General features: G+C 47.1%; 5 protein-coding genes. 4 read left to right on the plus strand and 1 reads right to left on the minus strand.

Annotated features, from left to right (window positions below; all coding sequences use genetic code 11):
* Positions 1-1,051: hypothetical protein (locus tag ONB37_13840; GenBank protein MDZ7401238.1), on the minus strand; the 1,051-nt coding region annotated here is incomplete at its 3' end.
* A gap of 903 nt (positions 1,052-1,954) precedes the next feature.
* On the opposite strand from ONB37_13840, the gene ONB37_13845 reads away from it, so the two are divergent.
* From ONB37_13845 to ONB37_13860, 4 genes are all read left to right on the plus strand, one after another.
* Positions 1,955-3,499 carry an alpha-N-arabinofuranosidase gene (locus ONB37_13845; GenBank protein MDZ7401239.1) on the plus strand — a complete coding sequence of 515 codons (1,545 nt, stop codon included), beginning with the start codon at positions 1,955-1,957 and terminating at the stop codon, positions 3,497-3,499.
* A gap of 1,393 nt (positions 3,500-4,892) precedes the next feature.
* Positions 4,893-8,246, plus strand: coding sequence for an amino acid adenylation domain-containing protein (locus ONB37_13850; GenBank protein MDZ7401240.1), 3,354 nt, complete (start codon positions 4,893-4,895; stop codon positions 8,244-8,246).
* 121 nt (positions 8,247-8,367) lie between these two features.
* Entirely contained in the window at positions 8,368-16,281 is a 7,914-nt protein-coding gene (locus tag ONB37_13855) for an amino acid adenylation domain-containing protein (protein ID MDZ7401241.1), read from the plus strand.
* 13 nt (positions 16,282-16,294) lie between these two features.
* A complete protein-coding gene (locus ONB37_13860) occupies positions 16,295-22,753 on the plus strand; it encodes an amino acid adenylation domain-containing protein (protein MDZ7401242.1) in 6,459 nt (2,152 codons plus the stop codon).
* Positions 22,754-22,936: the final 183 nt, after the last annotated feature.

The raw sequence follows: 22,936 nt of genomic DNA on the forward strand, positions 1-22,936 counted from the left end.
GGAACGAAGATTTGTTCATTGAATTCAAACTTAGTACATTTTTCAGGAAGAACGTCTCCTCGGAAGGATCGGTCAGTTGCTCAGTCACGCTGGTTTCGTCAAAGGTGTTCAGTTTTTTATAGATGGCGGCAATTGCCCGTTTCCGAATCGCTGGCAAACGGGGTAAACTATTGTACAGGCGCATGACCGATTCCAGCGGCAGGTTGTCCAGCTTCAACACTTCAAACAGGATGGCGCTATTTTTGGGCGAGAGCCAATCGGCTAAATCCTTCTCCTGCGGCAGGAGATCGATGATATTTTTGACTTTTTCATTATCCAACGATTCCTGTTGAAAGCTTGGGATATCAATCTGCATTGGTTCAAATGTCGCATGCAGGTAGCCGCAGACGATTTTTTCAATGGCGCTCTCCAGCTTTTCGCCTGGCAATAATTTGTTCAGCTCGTGGGTGACGATGGCTGGCAGTTCCAGTGCAGGGGAAGTTTCTTCTCCCCTCGCTGAGCGGGAATCACTAATGGCAATATAGACCTCGCCTCGTGGTAATGCTGCTTCATCCAGCCATTGCCCAAAAATGCCTTTTAACTGGTCGGGCTTGAATTTGCGGCCGTAGAGCGCCTCGGTCAGCTCGTTGATGTCCCGCTCCACGATGATGATGTCGTCCGACAGCGCTTCGTTCAGGCTGGCGATGGTGTGGGGATTGATGTTTTTCTCCAACTCGGTGAGCGACTGAAACGTGGCCGTATCTAGGTTGAGAAAATATTCGAACACATCCCCTGCATCGACATCTTCATCCGCCAGTCGGCGGACCGTGACCTTGTACTCCACGATTTTGTTGTAATTATCCTTCGACTTGATAGCGGTCAGATATTCTTCGATGCCCGCCCTGATCATGCCCATCAGCTCATTTTTGTCATATTTCTTCTCTGCTGTCGTCGCTTTCAACTGGCAGGAGCAGACGGGCTTGGATTGCAGCTCGCTGAACAGATCCCGCTGACACTGCGACGCCAGGATCGAATTGATGATGTTCTGGATGCGAATGAAATCGTTTTTCACCCAGATCAGCTCGATGCCCGACAGATGCTTGAGGATGTTGAACTCTGAGCTATCCCTGACCTGCCGAATCTCGGCGAAATAGTCACTGGGATAAAGCTGGGCGTGATCGAGGGCACGGATTTACATGATTTGTACCAAACGCTGCGGGATAAATTAAATCCTTTTCAGAATAGCATTGACAGCTACGGTCTGGAAACGCTGTTTTCGGATTTCGAGCAGTTCAAGTCCGCCTATCGAGAGCATTATGCACCCTATCACTTCCAGCTTTATAATGGACACCTTTTTTTAGATAAACATCGAATAATGTCCCCTGGACGTATGGATCATCCGGATGCTCGGTCAACATTTCATTTAAAATATTTTCCGCTTCATCAAATCTTTTTAGCCGGATCAACTCCCTGACATACCGAAGATTGACTACAGATTTTGAGATTTATCTGGACATGAGAATTATAATCAGGATTTCATTTTTTTAGGAAGAAATTTAAATAAAATTAATTCTGAAATCAACACCTATTTCGATATCATGTGTCGCTTCTGAAATATTAATTTAGAACGATTATGACTCTTGATTTGAAAACCCAAAAACAAAGGGGAAAATCCCTTTAAAATTTCCCCTCAACTTATCAATACCGTTGACTTTTTGCTTTTTTTTAATTAGATTCGGTTTCGATTTTTCCAAGTATTTTCACTGGATTAAAAATATGTTTAGTTTTTGATGCTAAAGGATTAACCAAAGCCTCAAGCTATTTTGTGCTCATTTTTGCTTCTCATGACACAACTTGGTGAAATTGGAGTGGCAAACTATTGAAGAAAAAGCTTCTCGGTAAAACGCTCGATCAAATATTCCAAGGAAGGAGAAAGGCTATGGAGATTTCATTCATTATCTCAGCAATGATTCTGATGTTTAACCTGCTGCCAATTTCTTCTTTCGCTAAATCTAAAGAGAACCGAATTATAATCAATGCGGATTTGGGCAAACATCAAATCAGCAGGCATATTTATGGTCATTTCTCTGAGCACTTGGGCCGATGTATTTATGGTGGTTTCTGGGTTGGAGAGAACTCAAATATTCCAAATGTTCGGGGAATCCGAACAGATGTAGTAAAAGCTCTACGCGAGATCGTCATTCCCAATCTTCGTTGGCCAGGCGGTTGCTTTGCTGACACATACCATTGGAAGGATGGCATTGGTCCCAGAAATAAACGGCCATCCATCGTAAATGTGCACTGGGGAGGTGTGACCGAAGATAATAGTTTCGGCACCCATGAATTTATGGATTTATGCGAACAGTTGGGTTGTGAACCATATATCTGCGGAAATGTCGGAAGCGGGACGGTTCAAGAGATGGCGGAATGGGTTGAATACTTAACATCTGACGCACAAAGCCCAATAACCCGGCTGCGAAAGCAAAATGGACGCGAGCGGCCATGGAAAGTGACCTTTTGGGGAATAGGCAACGAAAACTGGGGCTGCGGCGGAACAATGACGCCAGAGTATTATTCCAATCAGCTTCGGCAATATGCTACCTATTGTCGGGATTACGGTGATAATCGACTCTTCAAAATCGCTTGTGGTCCGAGCGATGATAATTATCATTGGACTGAAGTGATCATGAGCGAATGGGCGAAAACTCCTTCTTGGCTTCGAGGCTACATGAATGGCCTATCGCTCCATTACTATACAGTTTGTCACGATTGGAGCAAAAAGGGCTCAGCTACTGAATTCGATGAGTCCGAATGGTTCTTGACGCTATCCAAGACTCTGAAAATGGATGAATATATCACAAAGCATTCTGTGATTATGGATAAATATGATCCAGAAAAACGAATTGCCCTCATTGTTGACGAATGGGGCAACTGGCATGATGTTGAACCAGGTACAAATCCTGGATTTTTATACCAGCAAAATACACTTCGAGATGCCATGGTGGCCGCTGTGAATCTTGATATTTTTAACAAGCATTGCGATCGCGTCAAGATGGCAAACATTGCTCAGACCATCAATGTATTACAAGCTATGATTTTGACTCGAGGCCCAGAGATAGTTTTAACACCATCTTACTATGTCTTTAAGATGTATAAAGTCCATCATGATGCCATCAACCTACCCTTAGAAATTATCTGCGAAAAATATTCCTATCAAGGACAATCAATCCCAGCGATCAGCGCTTCAGCATCAAAAAATAAACAAGGGTTAATTCATCTCACGCTAAGCAATCTGAATCCAGTTGAACCGCTAGAGGTCCAATGCGAGATCAGAGGTTTGGATAAAATGGAGTTTGTGGCTGGGCAAATTATCACTGGGGAACGAATTAATTCGTTCAATGATTTTGGCAAACCAGAACAAGTTAATATAAAAAATTTCGAGGACGTCCAAATCAATCACGGAGAGCTGCTCATTAAATTACCATCAAAATCAATTATTATGCTGGAATTAAATCATTAAAATTTTATCGCTACCCTGATAAAAAGGGTAATATTTTGCTTCGCTCACCAAAAATATTTTTCATAACGACCAATTGCTTATGCTATTGAAACTGAATAGCAATGCATTATAAAAATTATCATCAATTAAATTCTTATTTAAAAATAAAATTCAAAAAGCACTTATATCAAATTTTGTAAACAAAAGTAAAAAAATTTCTCTTGACAATTTTGATTTTTTTTATATATTAGATGGGCTCAAAATAAATATCTTTGCTTGATGAGTCATAGAAAAGTATAAATATTCATAAAATTTTGTGAATATCATTTTTATTAACATTTCTTGCTAAATTTGAATAGCAAGCGGTCATGCAATCCAAAAGCAGAAGTTCAAACGATATAAATTGGGGAAATGACAAACATTTTTGAGTCATCAAGCATATGAGTTGAGCTAAAAAAGTAATCTGCTTTGAAGCTATTAATCTAGATAACAACGTTGTCCGATATTATGTTGCTTTGCAAAAAGCTATTGAGTACAATATCAGACTTTCATTCCATGCAAATGTATTCGAATTTTATATTTTTTTTCGCAGTTGTGGAACTCAAAACCCAGTTTCGTGTTAAAGAATGCTAACTAATTTTTTGATCAGCAGTGGTAAGAATTTTTAGGGGGAAGAGAAATTAGTAACCGGATTAGAAGACCTGAGTAAAGAAAATTGATGATAGAATTTACTTGATCTTAATATTCTCTTTCTGATCTTCTTAGCTTCTTCTTGTTAATGATATTCTCTTCTCGCTAATCCTGAATCTCATCCTTTGGCTTACATCCAAAATTCTCCACACGGTCTTATTTTCTTTAGGATCCACATCTCTGATCATCATCCCTATGCTCTTGTTTAAATAAAAATATTTTACACACAAATTTGTTCTGAAAATTTAGAAGGATTAATTTAAGCTAAAATACAAGACTAAATTGGTCGTAATTATTTTTATCTAGAATAATTCATTTCTAAATATTAAGCAATTTATTAAAAAAAATATCGGCTAATTATGCAAAATATGCATTTGTGAGTCAATTTAAAAATTGCATGATCACTTTTAAAAACAAATTCAAGGGTGTATGTCAAAGCAATGAATGCTTAGGTATCAGAATTTCGTTTATATTGAGAGAGGCTCACGCTTAAAATTCAAATGAGGTGCTTCAACGCATTATTAAGTTTCCAATCCAATTTGCTTTGGATATAAAAGCACTAAGCTGTCAATAAAAAACCGGTGTAATCAATTATCCGATCACAATTTTTTAACGATGAAAAAATTTCGTAACATCTGGGCTGAATTGTAAAAGCGATCTTGTTCTGCCTCTGATGCTGATTCTATACTAAGCCTTTGCTTGGTAAAATTTAGGAGGTGATGCTATGGACTTCAACTTACTACCGCGAAGTGCTGAATACACAGCATATCCGCTATCAGCTGGCCAAAAAGCATTGTGGTTTTTGCAGCAACTCAATCCGAGCACTACAGCCTATTCCATTACCTGGGCGATGAGGACAGAAGAAAGCTTGGATATACAAGCTTTATCGCGGGTTCTCCAAAAATTGGTTGATCGTCATGCTGCATTACGGACCACTTTCATCTCTCATCAGGGGCAACCAGTACAAATCGTGCATCATCACAAAAGCGCTGGCTTTTTTGCCGTGGATGCTTCGGGTTGGAATGAGCACCAGCTAAAAGAGGCTATCAATGAACAAGCGCGGCAGCCATTTGATTTGGCTGCTGGTCCACTTTTGAGAGTGCATTTGTTCAGCCGTTCCAATCACGATCACACATTTTTGGTGTCTGCACATCATATTATCACCGATCTCTGGTCCTTCGCTTTATTCTTCAATGAATTTGAAACTCTTTACGCAAGCGAGTTACAAGGGATTCCTGTCGAATTACCCCCATTGAAAATCGAATATACCGATTACGTATATTGGCAATCAAAACTGCTTGCGTCAGAGCAGGGAGAAAAACTTTGGAATTACTGGCAAAAGGTTTTAGAAGGCGACCTGCCGATTATCAATCTACCGATCGACCATCCGCGCCCCACAGTTCAGTCATTCGATGGAGCGATTCAGAGTGCCAAGTTCAGTGCTGAACTGAAGAATAAACTCCGCGCAATGGGTGAACGCTATAATGCATCTCTCTACCGTGTGCTAATGGCGGCGTTTCAGGTACTGCTTTATCGTTATACTGATCAAACAGACATCATTGTTGGTTCTCCGATTGCAGGGAGAAACAAGGAAACATTCAATGTGCTTGGCTATTTTGTCAATCCATTGCCAATCCGAGGGGATCTTTCAGGCCATCCGCAGTTTTCGGATGTTCTTGAGCAAATGAATCAACGGATCCTAACCGCTATTGAACATGGCGAATACCCTTTTCCGCTAATGGTAGAAAAACTTCAGCTCAAGCGGAATTCCAGCATTACACCAATTTTTCAAGTGATGTTAACTTATCAAAAGACTACCAAGGTGCTCAATAAGGATGCAATTGCTGCTTGGGTGCTTCGAGAGCATGGCAGAAAAGGGATGTTGGCTGGAATTCATTTTGAATATGTAACATTGCAACATTTAATGACCCAATTTGATCTCACCATGTTCATCGCGGAACATGAAGATGGATTGGCCATAGCGATCGAATATAATTCCGCGCTTTTTAAAAAAGAAACCATTCAACGGATGCTGGGTCACTTCCAAAAATTATTGGAGACTGTTGCTGCAAATCCAGAGCAATCCATCGATCGCATTCAGATCATGCAGCATTCGGAACTGCAGCAGCTTCAGGTATGGAATGCACGTGCAAAAATTAAGAAACCGAGTGACTGCAATTTCATTCATCGGGTTTTTGAAGCACAGGTCAACAACTCTCCCAGTGCGACCGCCCTCATCTTGGATCATCACAAGCTCAATTACGATGAGTTGAACCGAAGGGCGAATCGGCTCGCTCATTATTTGATTTCCTTGGGAGTAGCACCTGAAACGGTAGTGGGTGTCTATCTTGAGCGTTCGATTGATCTGATCATTGCTCTGATGGCGGTGTTCAAATCTGGCGGTGTATTTCTCCCCTTGGACCCAAGCTATCCCTCCGAACGGATAAGTTTTATGTTGGCGGACGCAGATGCACAAATCATCATCACCATGCATCAGTTAGCTGGATCCCTTCTCCAGAGCAAGGCAAAAATTATTGCGCTGGACCAATCAAATTCAATAATTGACCAGCAAGATGATCAAAATCCTGATGTGAAACTCTATCCTGAGAATTTGGCCTATATCATCTACACCTCAGGTTCTACGGGATTACCCAAGGGTGTACAAATTTCGCATGGCGCGATTGCTGAGCATTGTGAACACATTGCGCATCATTATCAGATTCGAGCGGAAGATCGTGTACTTCAATTTGCCTCGATCAATTTCGATGCGGCACTGGAACAAATTTTGGTCACATTGTTATCTGGAGCCCAGTTGCTCCTACGGGGCAAAGAGATTTGGAGCCCGATAGAATTCTATCGCCGAATTTATGATTTTCAATTAACTGTTGTAAATCCTCCAACCAGTTATTGGAATCAGATGCTCAACGAGGTTGAACTTTTTTCGAGCCTTGACATCCCCGGCCACCTTCGATTGATGATCGTAGGCGGCGATGTGATGACTTCTGAACGATTTCGAATCTGGCAGCATTTGGCAAACGATCGAATTCGCCTGCTTAATGCTTATGGGCCAACCGAAACGACCATTACAGCGACCACCTTCGAGACCTCCTCGCTTCAGAGTCATAGCGATGACCTCACGACAATCCCGATTGGACAGCCGGTCATAGGTCGGGAAATATTTATCTTGGACCGAGCACAAAATATGGTGCCGATCGGTGTCGTAGGGGAGCTTTATATCGCCGGAACGTGTTTAGCCCGAGGATACCTCAATCGTCCTGACCTCACAGCAGAGCGATTCATTCCACATCCGTTTAGCAACGTTCCAGGAGAACGCCTTTATAGAACTGGCGACCTGGTTCGCTTTCGATCCGATGGTATTATCGAATTTATAGGCCGAGCGGATCACCAGGTCAAAATCCGTGGCTTTCGGGTGGAATTGGGCGAAATCCAATCGGCGTTGCAGCACCATCCAGCTATTAAAGATCTTGTGGTCATTGTTGCCAAAAGTTCAGTTGATGACAAGACCCTTGCTGCCTACTTGTCATTAAATCGGGAAAGCGAGTCACTTCGAGATCCACACCTCTGGCGAACTTTTTTGCAAGATAAGTTACCAGAATATATGATCCCTTTCCATTTCATCTTTGTGGATGAGATACCTCGGCATCCCAATGGCAAAGTGGACCAGTCCAAACTTCCAGATATAAGCTCGGCATCCGCAATTCGATCCAGCGATTTCGTTGCACCGCGTACACCCATCGAGCAACAATTAGCAGCCCTCTGGTCGCAATTGTTGGGGATCGAATCGATTGGGATCTATGATAACTTTTTCACTTTAGGGGGACATTCGCTGTTAGCCACCCAAATGGTGTCGCGGGTTAGGGATATTTTTCAAATTGAAATCCCATTGCAAAAGATTTTCGAAACCCCGACGATTGCTGGGTTAGCTTTAGCTATTACACAATTTCGCGCTCAACTCAATCAGAATGAGCAATTAGATCAGCTTTTATTTGAGTTGGAACAGCTCAGCGATGCTGAAGCAGAAAACTTATTAAATGCGACCTTAGAAACAGCGAGGTGACTGATAGAGAAGCAATTCCATTTCATTTAAATTTTCTCTTCGATGCATTCACGCGTCCATTCGTTGGGACTGACTGAAATGTATCGACTTTGATCGTACTTTTAATACTGGAGGCGGGGTTATGGACAATTATGCTGATCGTATCGCAAAGCTTTCCCCGGAGAAGCAAGCGTTGCTGATGTTGCGGCTGCAACAAAGCGCGAGAAGTCGTTCGGAACGCCAATTTATTCCCAAAAGGGAAAATCAAGATGAATTTCCCATGTCCTATTCTCAGGAACGGATGTGGTTTCTTCATCAGCTCAATCCCGATCGGCCGCTGTACAATATTGCTGGTGCGATCCGGCTTCAGGGTCGCTTGAACGTCGCTGCGTTGCATCGCAGCTTGCAGGAAATTGTCCGGCGCCATGAGGTTTTAAGGGCAAGGTTCATTGTCGAACAAGATCATCCAGTACAAAAGATCCTCTCAGAGCTCGTTTTACAACTACCGATCATCGACCTCAGCCACCTGCCTCCAGTGAAACGGGAGGCCGAATTAGATCGGCTGGTGAGAGAAGAAGGTAAAACACCATTTCATCTGAGTCGCGATCCGCTGATCCGCGTCAAACTCATTCAGTTAGGGATCCAGGAATATGTCCTTCTTTTGACCTTGCATCATATCATATCGGATGGCTGGTCCACCCAAATTTTATTCCGAGAGTTGGCCATTTGTTATGAGGCATTCAAAAGCCAGCAGACCCCAAATTTGCCAGATTTGCCAATTCAATACGCTGATTTTGCCCAGTGGCAACGGCGATGGATCGCTCAAGAACAATTGCAATCGCAATTGGATTATTGGAAAAATCAATTGCAAGAAATGCCCCGGGTACTTTCGTTGGCCGCTGACCATCCAAGACCTACTCTGCCAAATGTTGACGGTGCCCATTTCGTGTTTTATGTCCCTCAAGATTTGTCTGATAAAATTCTGCAGCTCAGTCAAAAAGAGGGAACCACTCTATTTATGACGCTGATTGCTGCATTTCAAGTGCTGCTATATCGCTATTCTGGACAAGAGGATTTTGGCATCGGTACGCCAGTGGCCAATCGAAACCGCAGCGAAATCGAACCCCTCATCGGATGTTTTGTGAATACTTTGGTCATTCGGGCAAATTTGTCTGAAAATCCCACATTTCGAGAATTGCTTCATCGGGTTCGCCAGGTGACCGCTGCCGCGTATTCACATCAGGACTTGCCGTTTGAAATTTTGGTGGATGCGATCCAACCAGATCGAAATATCAGCCATGCTCCGCTGTTCCAGGTGATGTTCGATCTGCAAAACGCATCTAAATTGCCCTTGCAACTGGCCGATTTGAAGTTTCAGGTTCATGAAATCGATACCGAAACAGCAAAATTTGATCTGTTGGTTTCATTGGCAGAGACCGATCGCGGCCTTAAAGCCATTTTTGAATACAACACGAATCTGTTTCAGGCCACGACTATCGAGCGAATGGCAGCGCATTTCCAGGTAATTTTGAGTGAAATCGTTCAAAATCCAGATCAGAGGATCAGCCAACTGGCAATATTGACGGCAGCAGAGCAGCATAAGATGATCATCGAGTGGAATAATGGTGTAGCCGAACTCCCAGCGATACCATTGATCCATAGGCTGTTTGAACAGCAGGCAGAACAGAATTCTGATGCAACAGCAGTAATTTTTCAAGAACAGCACGTCAGCTACGGCCAATTGAACGAGCGCGCCAATTGCCTAGCGCATTATCTGATCTCACTTGGCGCTGGGCCAGAAACTATCGTTGGCATCTGTATCGAGCGATCGATTGAAATGGTGTTAGCGATGATAGCCGTGCTCAAAACTGGGGCGGCCTACTTGCCATTAGACCCCAGTTATCCACAAGAGCGGCTATCGTTTATTTTAAATGACGCGAATGCCAATTTTGTATTGACCTCTGGTTCAATTCCTTTGCCGACCGAAAATGCTGATGTTCGTATCATTCGCCTCGATGAAGATTGGCCCAATATCTCCCATTTTCCAGTTCACAATCCGAATATCTCCGTTGAGCCTGAAAATCTGGCTTATGTCATCTATACATCCGGATCTACAGGGCAGCCAAAAGGCGTGATGATATCCCACCGTGCGGCGATCAATCTATGGGTGGCATTGAATCAGCAAATTTACTCCCAATTCGGTAATAGAAAGCTGCGGCTCAGCCTCAATGCCCCCATTTTCTTCGATGCATCAGTGCAACAATTTTTGATGCTGCTCAACGGTCATGCGCTTTGTATTATTCCCCCTGAGATCAGGCAGAATCCAGAAGCACTGGTCAGTTTTATTCGGATCAACCAATTGGATGGCCTGGATTGCGTTCCTTCTCAGCTTAAGCTTTTAATCGAGGCAGGTCTGTTGAGTCAGGAAGCATTGCTTCCCTCGATCATTTTGCCTGGAGGAGAGGCGATCGATCCAACCACCTGGCAGACCTTGATCGAAGCCGATTCAGTTCAGTCTTTTAACATGTATGGACCTACAGAATGTGCAGTTGATTCCCTGATTTGTCCCATTCGCGCTGCAATCCCGAAGCCAGTCATCGGAAAGCCAATCCCCAATGTCCGGGTCTATATTATCGATCAATTTCTTAATCTTGTGCCGATTGGCGTGCCCGGAGAACTATGTATTGCGGGATTGGGCCTTGCGAGAGGCTATCTTGGCCGGCCAGATTTGACAGCCGAAAAATTTATCCCCAATCCATTTGGAGCTGGGATTGATGAACGACTATATCGAACTGGAGACCTCGCTCGTTATCTGCCAGACGGTACGATCGAGTTTTTGGGTCGAATAGATCATCAAGTCAAAATCAGAGGTTTTCGGATCGAGCTGGGTGAAATTGAAGCAGCGCTGGCGAACCATTCTGCCATTCAGGACGCAGTGGTGATGGCACGCGAAGATAGTCCCGGCGATAAGCGGCTGGTGGCATATTTGATCGCTCGGCCCGAAGCAGCGGTGACCCAGCGGGAGTTACGATCATATCTGATGCAACAATTGCCCGATTACATGATCCCAAACACCTATGTTTTTTTGGAGGCATTTCCGCTGAACCGAAGTGGTAAAGTGGATCGCTTGTCATTACCGATTCCATCACCAGCGCGAAATGCCTCGCCAGCCACGCTTGTGCCGCCAAGAACCCTGCTGGAACAGCAGATCGCCGATGCTTTTTGTCAAATTTTGCATCTCGATCAGGTTGGTGTGTTTGATAATTTCTTTGAACTGGGCGGTGATTCGATCAAAGCGGCGGTGTTAACCAATCAATTGCAGCAAATACTGGACATCCCATTGAATGTCCGTTCGATCTTTCTTGCGCCAAGCGTGGCCGAATTTGCGGAGCAGGTGAGACAGTTACGGCCAGACTTGAAGGAGCCGCTTCAGAAACCACAAACCAAACCGAATATTGTACCCATCGAGCCGATCTCTCGGAGTCAAAAACTGCCGCTCTCTTTTGGACAGCAACGCCTTTGGTTCTTGGACCAATTTGAACCCAACAGTGCCCTTTACAATATGCCGGTCGCGCTGCATTTAAAAGGCCGGCTCGACATCCCGATTATGGAATTGGCGATTAATGAAATTATTCGGCGTCATGAAATTCTTCGAACGATTTTTGTCGATAGCGACGGCAAGGCCGAGCAGGTGATCCTGCCAAGATTAAAATTGAAGATTCCAGTCATCGATTTGCAGCATCTTCCACCATCGCATCAGCAAGTCGAAGCACAGCGCTTTGCGAACCAGGAATCTCAGATCCCATTCAACCTATCGACCGGCCCGTTGATCCGGGCCAAGCTGTTTCAGCTGCGACCCGATGAGTTCATCCTGGTAGTCACTCTGCATCATATTATCGCCGATGGCTGGTCAATCGGCATCATGCTGCGGGAGATCACTGCATTGTACGAGGCCTTCTTGGACGGCGAGGATTCCCCGTTACCAGATGTGACCATTCAATATGCCGATTTCGCTTATTGGCAGCGGCAATGGCTCCAAACCGCGCTGCTCAAAGATCAACTTGAATATTGGGGGACGCAACTGAGGAATTGTACCGCCATGCTCCAGCTTCCCACTGACCGTCCAAGACCAGCCTATACAAGTTTTCGTGGGGATCGACGATTCATTCGAATTCCAGAAGAGCTCACCAACCAGTTCAAACAGCTTTGCCAGCAGGAACAGGTAACCCAGTTCATGGGATTAATGGCTGTGTTCCAGACATTGCTCTCCCGTTACTCCAATCAAACCGATATCTGTGTTGGAACGCCGATCGCCAATCGACCGCGCGCTGAGCTTGAGCATTTGATCGGCTTTTTCGTCAATACGCTGGTGATCAGAACGAATCTCGCGCATCAGCCTTCGTTCCGCGAAGTACTCCACCGGGTTCACCAGGCAGCCATCGAAGCCTACGCCCATCAAGATGTTCCGTTTGAGATGTTGGTTGATGAATTGCAACCGAACCGGGATCTAAGCCACGCTCCCCTATTCCAGGCGATGTTCGTGCTTCAGGAGAACTTCATGAACCAAGTGAAACTGCCTGGGCTACAACTTGCACCTTACGATGTGGATACCCATACTGCAAAATTTGATCTCACGTTGGTGATGTGGGAAGCTGAAGGACAATTTCAGGGATTTTTTGAATATAATCTCGATCTATTTGAATCCAGCACCATCGATCGCCTGGCGGGACATCTCATCACGTTGCTGCAATCAGCAATCTCCCATCCAGAACAGCCCATTACCAAACTTGCGCTATTGACTGAGGTAGAACAGCACCAGTTGCTGGTCGATTGGAATCGCACCGAAGTTAATTTGCCCTCCTTTCGATGTATCCCTGAGATGTTTGAAGCGCAGGCTGCTCGCACCCCAGATGCTGTTGCCTTGGTCTGTGCGGGTCAATCGCTCACCTATCGGGAACTCAATAAGCGGGCTAATCAATTGGCAAGGTATCTGCGCAAGCTTAACGTCGCTGCCGAAGTGCCAGTGGGCATCTGCGTGCCACGATCATTCGATATGATCATTGGGATGCTGGGAATTCTCAAAGCTGGGGGCGCCTATCTCCCGTTGGATGCCAATTACCCTGAAGAGCGGCTACGCTATATGTTGGAAGATGCTGGTGCACCCGTCCTCGTGACACAGCAGGCCGTACTGCCCAAAATTCCAGCCTATGATGGCCAGATTGTTTGCCTCGATAGCGAAGCCGATGCCATCGCTCAAGAGGATCACTCAAACCTTCCTATTGAGATCGATTCAGGCAATCTTGCCTACATCATCTACACCTCCGGTTCTACCGGTAAACCCAAAGGAGTGCTACTCTCTCATCGTGGCGTTATCAATTTCACTCAGGCTTATGCTCGGCTTTTCAAGCTCGGTTCTGAAAGTCGGGTGCTTCAGTTCTTCTCATATAGTTTTGATGGATCGGTGGCGGATATCTTTATGACATTGCTCTCAGGCGCCTGTTTGCATATTGTGGAAGAAGACAATTTATTACCAGGTCCCGGGCTGCTCAATTTCATGCGCGAGCAAGCCATCACCACAGCCATTCTGCCGCCTTCTGTTTTAGCGGTGTTGCCAGATGAAGGCCTGGATCAATTGATGTATTTGGGATCTGGCGGTGAGGCCACCACCCGCGAGATCGTCACGCGCTGGGCTCGAAATCGTGAATATTACAACGTCTATGGCCCTACCGAGGCGACCGTGGTGGTATCGGCATATCGCACGAATGATTTGCCAGGTCATCTTTCCAGCGTGCCCATTGGCAGACCACTCGATAATTGCAAACTTTATGTTTTAGATGCCAACCTAACCCCAGTCCCCATCGGGGTCGTTGGGGAATTATATATCAGCAGCATCGGGTTAGCTCGGGGATACCTCAATCGGCCCGATATCACAGCACTGAAATTCATCCCCGATCCGTTCAGCGCGCAACCTGGTGCGCGATTGTATCGCAGTGGTGATCTGGCGCGATTTCTCTCCGATGGGAATATCGAGTTTTTGGGAAGGACGGATCTGCAGGTGAAAATCCGGGGGTTCCGAATCGAATTAGGAGAGATCGAATCAGCACTCATGGAACATCCTGCGATCAAAGAAGCTGTGGTTGATTCTCAAGAAGATCATGCGGGCAAAAAACGACTGGTGGCTTTTATGACGATGTGCAACGGTCGAACCCCCTTGGTAAGTGAATTTCGTGAGTTTTTAAAGAACAAGTTGCCCGAGTACATGATCCCATCGGCGTTCATGATATTGGATTCTTTGCCGCTGACACCAACGGGGAAAGTTGATCGCAAAGCGCTTCCCGCTCCGGATCAGGATCGACCAGAGCTGCTGAGCGAATTTGTTGCCCCGACTTCTGCGATCGAGATGAAACTTGCGGAAATCTGGCGGGAAGTTCTGGGCATCGAGAAGGTAGGCATCCATGATAATTTCTTTGAGCTCGGGGGCGATTCAATCTTGAGCATCCAAGTCATCGCTCGCGCCAATCAAGCTGGCATGAAGCTCACGGCAAAACAATTGTTTCAGACGCCGACTATCGCTCAATTGGCTGAACGGGTTACCACCCTGCAAACGATCCGGGTCGAACAAGCCGTTGCCCCGACCATTGCGCCGCTCACACCGATTCAGCGGTGGTTCTTCGAACGCAATTTCGCGGAACCAAACTACTGGAATCAAGCAGTGCTTTTAATTTCGAACCAACGATTGGACAGCCAGCGACTGCATATTGCAGTGGCGCACCTGATCCAGCATCACGACGTGTTGCGGCTACGGTTTCAATCAGCTAATTTGGGTTGGCGCCAAAGAATCGACTCTGAGCCGACTCCCACCCCTTTCATTTGCATCGACCTCTCGCAGGTGGCAGAACAAGATCTGACAGAGACAATCGAGCAGATCGGGGTCGAGTTGCAAGCCAGCCTGAGTTTAACTCAGGGGCCGCTGATCCGCGTGGCGCTGATCAAAATGCCCACCATTGAATTGGATCGATTACTCATCGTGATCCATCATCTCGCCATAGACGCTGTCTCATGGCGCATCCTATTAGAGGACCTATTGACCGTTTATGGTCAGCTCAATAAGGGAAGCAAAGTTCACTTACCGGCGCCAACCACGTCGTACCTTGCGTGGGCCCAGAGACTCATTGAGCATGCCCAGAGCCTTGCGGTCGTCAATGAGCTCCAATATTGGTTGCAACTGGATCGTGCCGCGGTGGCTCCTTTGCCGCTTGACTACCCCAAAAATCGGATGGTCAATTCTGAAGGCTCTGCCGCCGAAATTTCAATAGCGCTTTGCAAAAAAGATACCCAGGCTTTGCTCAAAGAAGTTTCTCCAGTGTACGGCACGGATATCAACGATGTGCTGCTGACTGCCTTGGTTCAGACCTTCTCCCAGTGGACCGGCAAAAGGACGCTATTAATCGACCTGGAGGGACATGGTCGGGAGGAAATCAGCGAAGACGTCGATCTATCGCGAACCGTCGGGTGGTTCACCTCAATCTTTCCTGTGCTTCTTAGCTTAGAGCAAAGCATCGATCCTGGCCAGGCGCTGGTCCAAGTCAAAGAAACGCTCCGACGCATTCCGAATCGCGGCTTTGGATATGGCCTGTTGCGATATCTGAATGAAAACCGTCGTTTGGTAGAACCTTTAAATCATCAACCGCAGCCCGAACTGAGCTTCAACTATATCGGCCAATTAGATCAGCTACGCTTCCACTCGATGCAGTTCAAATTGAGCAACGAGCTGATCGGTCTTCATCGGCACCCATCCAATCAGCGGACTCACTTGATCAGTATCAGTGGGAGCATCACCAATGGCCGATTGCAGCTCATCTGGTGTTTCAGCGAAAATCATTTCCGTCGTGAAACGATCGAAAAATTAGCCCAACAATATATCAATAACCTGCATCAATTGATTGATCATTGTCTTTCGGCAAAAACCAGTTTCTATACACCCTCCGACTTTGTCGAGGCAGCGCTGAGTCAGGAAGAATTGAATGATATTTTAAGTGAATTACAGCAAGTGTAACGATAGGATGCCTATGGATAAACGAAATATCGAAGCGATCTATCCATTATCGCCCATGCAGCAGGGCATGGTGTTCCATAGCCTTTATGCTGGCGATTCTGGAGTATACATAGAACAATTAACTGGAACCTTGGAAGGAGCGGTCAATGTTCCAGCGTTTCAACAGGCTTGGCAATGCGTGGTACAACGTCATCCCATTCTAAGAACTTCTTTTGTGTGGAAAAAGTTGGATCGGATCCTCCAGGTTGTACACAAGCAAGTTTCACTACCATTCGAAGTACTGGATTGGCGTCACCTCAACCAGGCGGAACAACAGCTGGAGCTCGAGCGGCTCATCCGCACCAATCAGCAGACTGGGTTCAATTTGAATGAACCTCCGTTGCTGCGCATCACCCTAATTCGTCTGGGAGAAAATCGCCACCAGTTTCTTTGGTGTCATCATCACGCGCTGCTGGACGGTTGGTCCCTACCTCTGGTGATGAAAGAGGTATTTGTCTATTACCAGGCGCTGGCTCGGGGCAAAGATATTCGCTTGCCAGCGGTACGTCCCTATCGCGATTACATCAATTGGCTTCAACAGCAATCCATTGCAGAAGCCGAACAATACTGGCGCAATGCATTGGCTGGATTCTATGCGCCCACCCCGCTGGTCGTGGATCAAATTTCCAAAGCTCAGCCAAAACCAGATAAGAACTACGACGAAACGAAGCGCTATTTGTCCGAATCTCTCACAGCAGAGCTGCAATCCCTGGCGCGGAAACATCAGATTACGCTGAATAACTTGCTTCAAGGCGCTTGGGCGATCTTGTTGAGTCGATATAGCGGCCAATCGGATGTGGTATTCGGTACAACGGTCTCAGGCCGGCCAGCCGAACTGCCCGGAGTGGAATCGATGGTCGGACTGTTTATCAACACGCTGCCATTGCGGGTGGTTGTTTCTGACCAAGCAGGATTAATCCCCTGGCTGAAACAGTTGCATGCACAGCAAATCGAAATGCGGCAATTTGAATTCGCTCCTTTGGTGGAAATCCAGCGATGGAGCGAACTGCCGAAAGGAACACCGCTATTTGAATCCATTCTTGTATTCGAGAACTATCCGATCGACAGCGCATTACTGATGGGGGATAGCGATATTGAGATCTCGAATGTGCATGGGATCGAACAAACAAATTACCCGATCACCTTGGTCGGCGCCCCGGGCAAGCAGATGTATCTGCTCATTTGTTATGATACTCATCGCCTGTCGCGACTGGTCGTCGAACGGATGTTGGACCATCTCACCACGTTATTAGAGGGATTTGTCGCCAATCCCGAGCAATCACTGGGAGAGCTCAATTTGCTAAGCTCTGCCGAGCGGCAGCAGATCTTGCTCGACTGGAACCAGACCGCCGCACCGTTTCCACAAAGTCGTTGTCTGCACGAACTCGTCGAGGAACAAGTCGCAAAATCACCTGATGCGATCGCGGTCATCTTCAAGAATGAAAAAATGTCCTATCTGGAATTGAACAGACGAGCCAATCAACTGGCCCATTTTCTCCAGCAGCGCGGCATAGGGCCTGGGATGCGGGTGGGGATCAGCATGGAGCGATCGATCGAGATGATCGTGGCGGTACTAGCAACGATCAAGGCAGGAGGAGCTTATGTGCCCATCGACCCGAATTACCCCAAAGATCGCATTATGTTCATGCTGCACGATGCCCAGCTTTCTATTCTGTTGACGCAGCAGCCCTTGCTCGATAGATTTGAATTGGATCAGATCGAAGCCATCTGTGTCGATACGCAATGGGAACAGCTTGCGAAGCTTAATGACCAGAACCTGGGAACCACAGTTAACCCAGAAAATCTTGCTTACATTATTTACACCTCAGGTTCAACTGGGCGACCCAAAGGAACGATGCTCGAACATCGCGGCGTCATTAATTTCGTGGTTGAGTTCGCCCGATTGCTTAACTTATCTCCCCAAAGTCGTATGCTTCAGTTTGCATCGCTCAGTTTCGATGCCTCAGTGGCTGAAATATTTCCCTGCTTAATCATCGGAGCTACCTTAGTGATTGCACAGCAGCATGAGGTGATGTCAGCTATTGAACTGAAACGATTGATGCAGCTTCAAGCGGTCAATGCTGTCTGTTTGCCGCCATCCATGCTCAATCTCCTCGATCCTGCGGACCTGCCCGAATTGAGCACAGTCATTTCTGCTGGCGAAGCTTGTCATGCTCCAATCGTTGAGAACTGGGCGATCGGAAGGACATTCGTCAATGCCTATGGCCCAACAGAAACTTCAGTCGGAGCAAGTTTCTATCGGGTCGATCCATTACTGCTGAGTGAAGATAGTGTTCCCATTGGCCGACCATTTCAAAATAAACAGTTCTACGTTCTCGATGAGCGCCTTCGGCCGGTCCCAATCGGCGTACCAGGAGAGCTTTATATCGGTGGCGTTGGTTTATCCCGAGGCTATCTCAATCGGCCAGACCTCACGGCTGAAAGGTTCATTGCCGACCCGTTCGGTAGCAAACCGGGCCAACGGATCTATAAAACTGGAGATCTGGTGCGTTATCGGCCTGATGGCAATCTTGAATATCTGGGACGGGTCGACCATCAGATCAAGCTCCGCGGTTTCCGGATCGAAATGGAGGAAATCGAAGCGGTGATTCATCAGTTCCCTGGGATAAAAGCTGCAGCGGTGGCGGTACATGAGGATCAAAATGGAGAAAAATCGCTCAGCGCCTATCTTGTGCCCGACAGCTCACTCGCTGAAGGTTTTTCGGTTGCAGAGCTGCAAGCTTTTCTCAAGACCAAGTTGCCCGACTATATGGTTCCAGCGCGTTTCATGATGCTGGATCACTTGCCGCTGACCCCTAATGGTAAAATCGATCGAGCGGCCTTGCCCGCTCCTGACCATTCGGCCTTTCTGACCGCAGCTCGCTATGTGCCCCCTCGTACGGCAACGGAGCAACTGCTCGCCACCATCATGGCGCACATTCTGCAGGTCGATCGCGTCGGGCTAAATGATAATTTTTTCCAATTGGGTGGACATTCGCTATTAGGTGTTCGCCTACAAAGCCGCATCCGCGATGCATTTCAAATCGAACTCCCGCTGCGACAGATATTCGATTCCGCCACGCTTTCTGAGTTGGCCAGCGCTATCGACGCGATTCGCGCGGCTGGACCAATCAGCGAAATGCCCGCGATTGAACCAATGCCCAGGGATCAAGAGATTCCTCTCTCGTTTGCTCAACAGCGGCTCTGGTTCTTGGATCAGTTGCAACCCAATAGCCCGTTCTATAACATTCCCATCGCGCTCCGCGCCATTGGAAATTTAAATATCTCCGCCTTAAAGCAGAGCCTTCAACAAGTGATTCAACGCCATGAAACGCTCCGGACCAGCTTTAAGGTGAGCAAGGGCAAACCGTATCAAATCATCTCAGATCAAGCTGAGATCAAAATAGAGATCATCGACCTCACCCAGATGAACAAGGGCGATCAGGAACTGAGGGTACAGCAATTGGCCACTGAGGAAGCGATCCGGCCATTCGATCTCAGCAGTGGCCCTCTGCTGCGTGTCAGCATCATTCGGTTACAACCAGAACAGCACGTCATTTTGGTGACCATGCATCATATCATCTCCGATGGTTGGTCCATGGCGATATTCATTAAAGAAGTCGCGGCATGTTACCAAGCCGTTTGCCAAGATCAGGCAATCTCACTGCCAAACCTGCCGATTCAATATGCTGATTTCGCCAATTGGCAGCGCCGCTGGCTGACTGGATCGGTGCTCGAGCAGCAGTTGGATTATTGGAAACAGCAGTTGGCAGGTTTGCCCCCGATGTTGGAACTTCCGACCGATAAACCTCGGCCAGCCATTCAAAGCGCCAATGGTGCCGCCCTGACGAGAAAGTTATCCCTTGATCTGCTCAAATCTGCTAAAAATTTCAGTGGTCAAGAAAACGTAACCTTATTCATGACGCTCCTGGCGGCGTTCAAGACGCTGCTGTTTCGGTACACAGGACAGGGAGATATCGCAGTTGGGATACCTCACGCCAGCCGCAATCGCTCTGAGATCGAAGGTCTGATCGGGTTCTTCGTCAACACGCTGGTACTGCGCACTCAGCTTGGTGATGCACCGAGCTTTAAAGAATTGGTGCGCCGGGTTCGAGAGGTCACCTTGGCAGCTTATGCTCATCAGGACTTACCGTTCGAAATGCTGGTAGAAGCCATCCAACCCCAGCGCGATTTGAGCCACACACCACTGTTTCAAGTGATGTTCGTCATGCAAAATATGCCGCTGGAACCTCTTGAGTTACCAGGCTTGACTTTCGAACCAATTCAGATTGAGACCCGCACCGCGAAATTCGACCTCTCGCTCATCGCGTCTGAAGCTTCGGATGGGCTCGAAGTAATAGTTGAATACAATACCGATTTGTTCTATCCAGCTACCATTCAGCGGATCATGGAGCATTTCGAGCGTGTTCTGCACCTCGCTCTCAGTCATCCAGATCAGTCCATTTCGCGGCTTCCGCTCCTATCCGAAGCGGAGCATCAACAGATCCTGATCGATTGGAACCGGACCCGAATGCCGTTTCCCGATGGACTTGCCATGCATCAATGGTTTGAGCAGGTATCGGCGACCCATTCCGACCGAATTGCGGTTCGTTATAAGGATCAGCAGCTCAGTTACGCCGAACTCAACCGGCGTGCCAACCAATTGGCTAACTATCTCATCGCTCAGGGGGTCCATGTGGAAGACCTAATTGGGATCTGCATGACTCGATCACCAGAAATGATAATCGCCGTAATGGGCAGCCTCAAAGCTGGAGCGGCTTTCATCCCGCTTGACCCGGCTTATCCCAAAGAACGCTTAGCCTATATGATCAGCGATTCCAATGCGACGATGGTGCTCACTCAACAAGCCCTCGCTAGCGAGCTCGAACCAATTGGGCCACGGCTGGTTTGCCTTGATACCGAATGGGAAAATATTTTCAGATATCCAACATCAACCCCAAACATCGAAATGGATGCAGAAAATTTAGCTTATGTGATCTATACATCAGGTTCGACTGGCAAGCCCAAAGGCACAATGATCCAGCATCGCGGTTGGTGCAATCTCGGTCGTGTGCAGCAGATGCTCTTTGGTATTGGCCCAGATAGTCGTATCCTGCAATTCTCAGCGCTCAGCTTCGATGCTTCTGTATGGGAAATGGTAATGGCGCTGGGGAGTGGCGGGACTTTGGTACTGACTGATCAAGAATCGCTGCTGACTGGTCAAAGTTTGCTGCACGTGTTGCAGCACGAGCAGATCACGACGGTAACTTTGCCGCCCTCGGTACTGGCAGTCATTCCTCAAACTGATTTGCCTGAGCTGCGCACCCTCATCACCGCAGGCGAAGCCTGCACCAAAGATCTGGTCGATCGGTGGGCGAACGGACGCCAGATGTTCAACGCCTATGGTCCCACCGAGACCACGGTTTGCGCTTCTGCCTATTCAATCGACGCGCAGGAGGATCGTAATCCAGCCATTGGTCGTCCCATTGCCAATTTCGAATTGTACATTTTGGATTCGAATCTTGTGCCAGTTCCGATCGGTGTGCCCGGTGAATTGTGCGTCGGAGGGATAGGGCTGGCACGAGGCTATCTGAGACGTCCTGATTTGACTGCGGAGAAATTCATTCCAAACCCATTCAGCAGTGAGCCAGGAGCACGCCTATATCGCACTGGCGATCTGGTCAAATATCGGCCCGATGGCAATATCGAATTTTTAGGCCGAATCGATCAACAGGTGAAGCTGCGCGGTTTTCGGATCGAGTTGGGCGAAATCGAAACGCTGATCGCCAGTCACCCTGGCGTGCGGGATGCGGCAGTCGTCGTTCGGGAGGATCCATCGGGAGGTCGACGCTTGGTGGCCTATTTCACAGTTGCTCCGGAAAGCCAAATGGATCTAGCCGACTTGCGTCGCTTCCTGCGCAGCCATCTGCCAGAGTATATGGTCCCAGCCAGCTTGATGCAACTGGAGCGATTCCCTCTTACGCCCAGCGGCAAAGTAGATCGCAAGGCATTGCCTGCACCCGACTTCTCTCGAGCGACGCTGGAGAATCCATATATTGCTCCTCGCAACGATATTGAAGCAAAACTGGCTAATATTTGTGCCAGATTGCTCAACATCCAGCAGGTCGGCATTTCTGATAACTTCTTTGACTTAGGTGGACACTCGCTTTTAGCGACCCAATTTATCGCGCATGTTCAAGATGAATTTCAAGTAGAATTGCCGCTCCGTGCCATATTCGAAGAGCCCACTATCGCAGGCCTCGCTGAAAAGATCGCTACTTTGCCACCAGCTTCATTCAGCGCCACTACGGTCAAAATGGAAGCTGAACAACGCGGAGAACAAAAACTGGCCGACTTAATCTCAGAGCTCGTCACGCTTAGCGATGAGGAAGCTAAGCAACTCCTGGCAAGCGAAATGATCAGTGATCAGTAATCAGTAATCAGTAATCAGTAATCAGTAATCAATCATCAGTGAGCAGGGGTCAGAAAAAATGAGCAGTCAGTTGAGAAAGGTTCACTCGATCTTGCGGCAATTCGATTAGACTGGATGGAGCGAATTTAGAATAAAATGGGGAGGGCTTCAAAAAAAATTAGAGTTTTGCCGAATTAAAACTTC

This window comes from candidate division KSB1 bacterium (assembly GCA_034506395.1).
Taxonomy (GTDB): Bacteria; Zhuqueibacterota; Zhuqueibacteria; order Thermofontimicrobiales; family Thermofontimicrobiaceae; genus Thermofontimicrobium.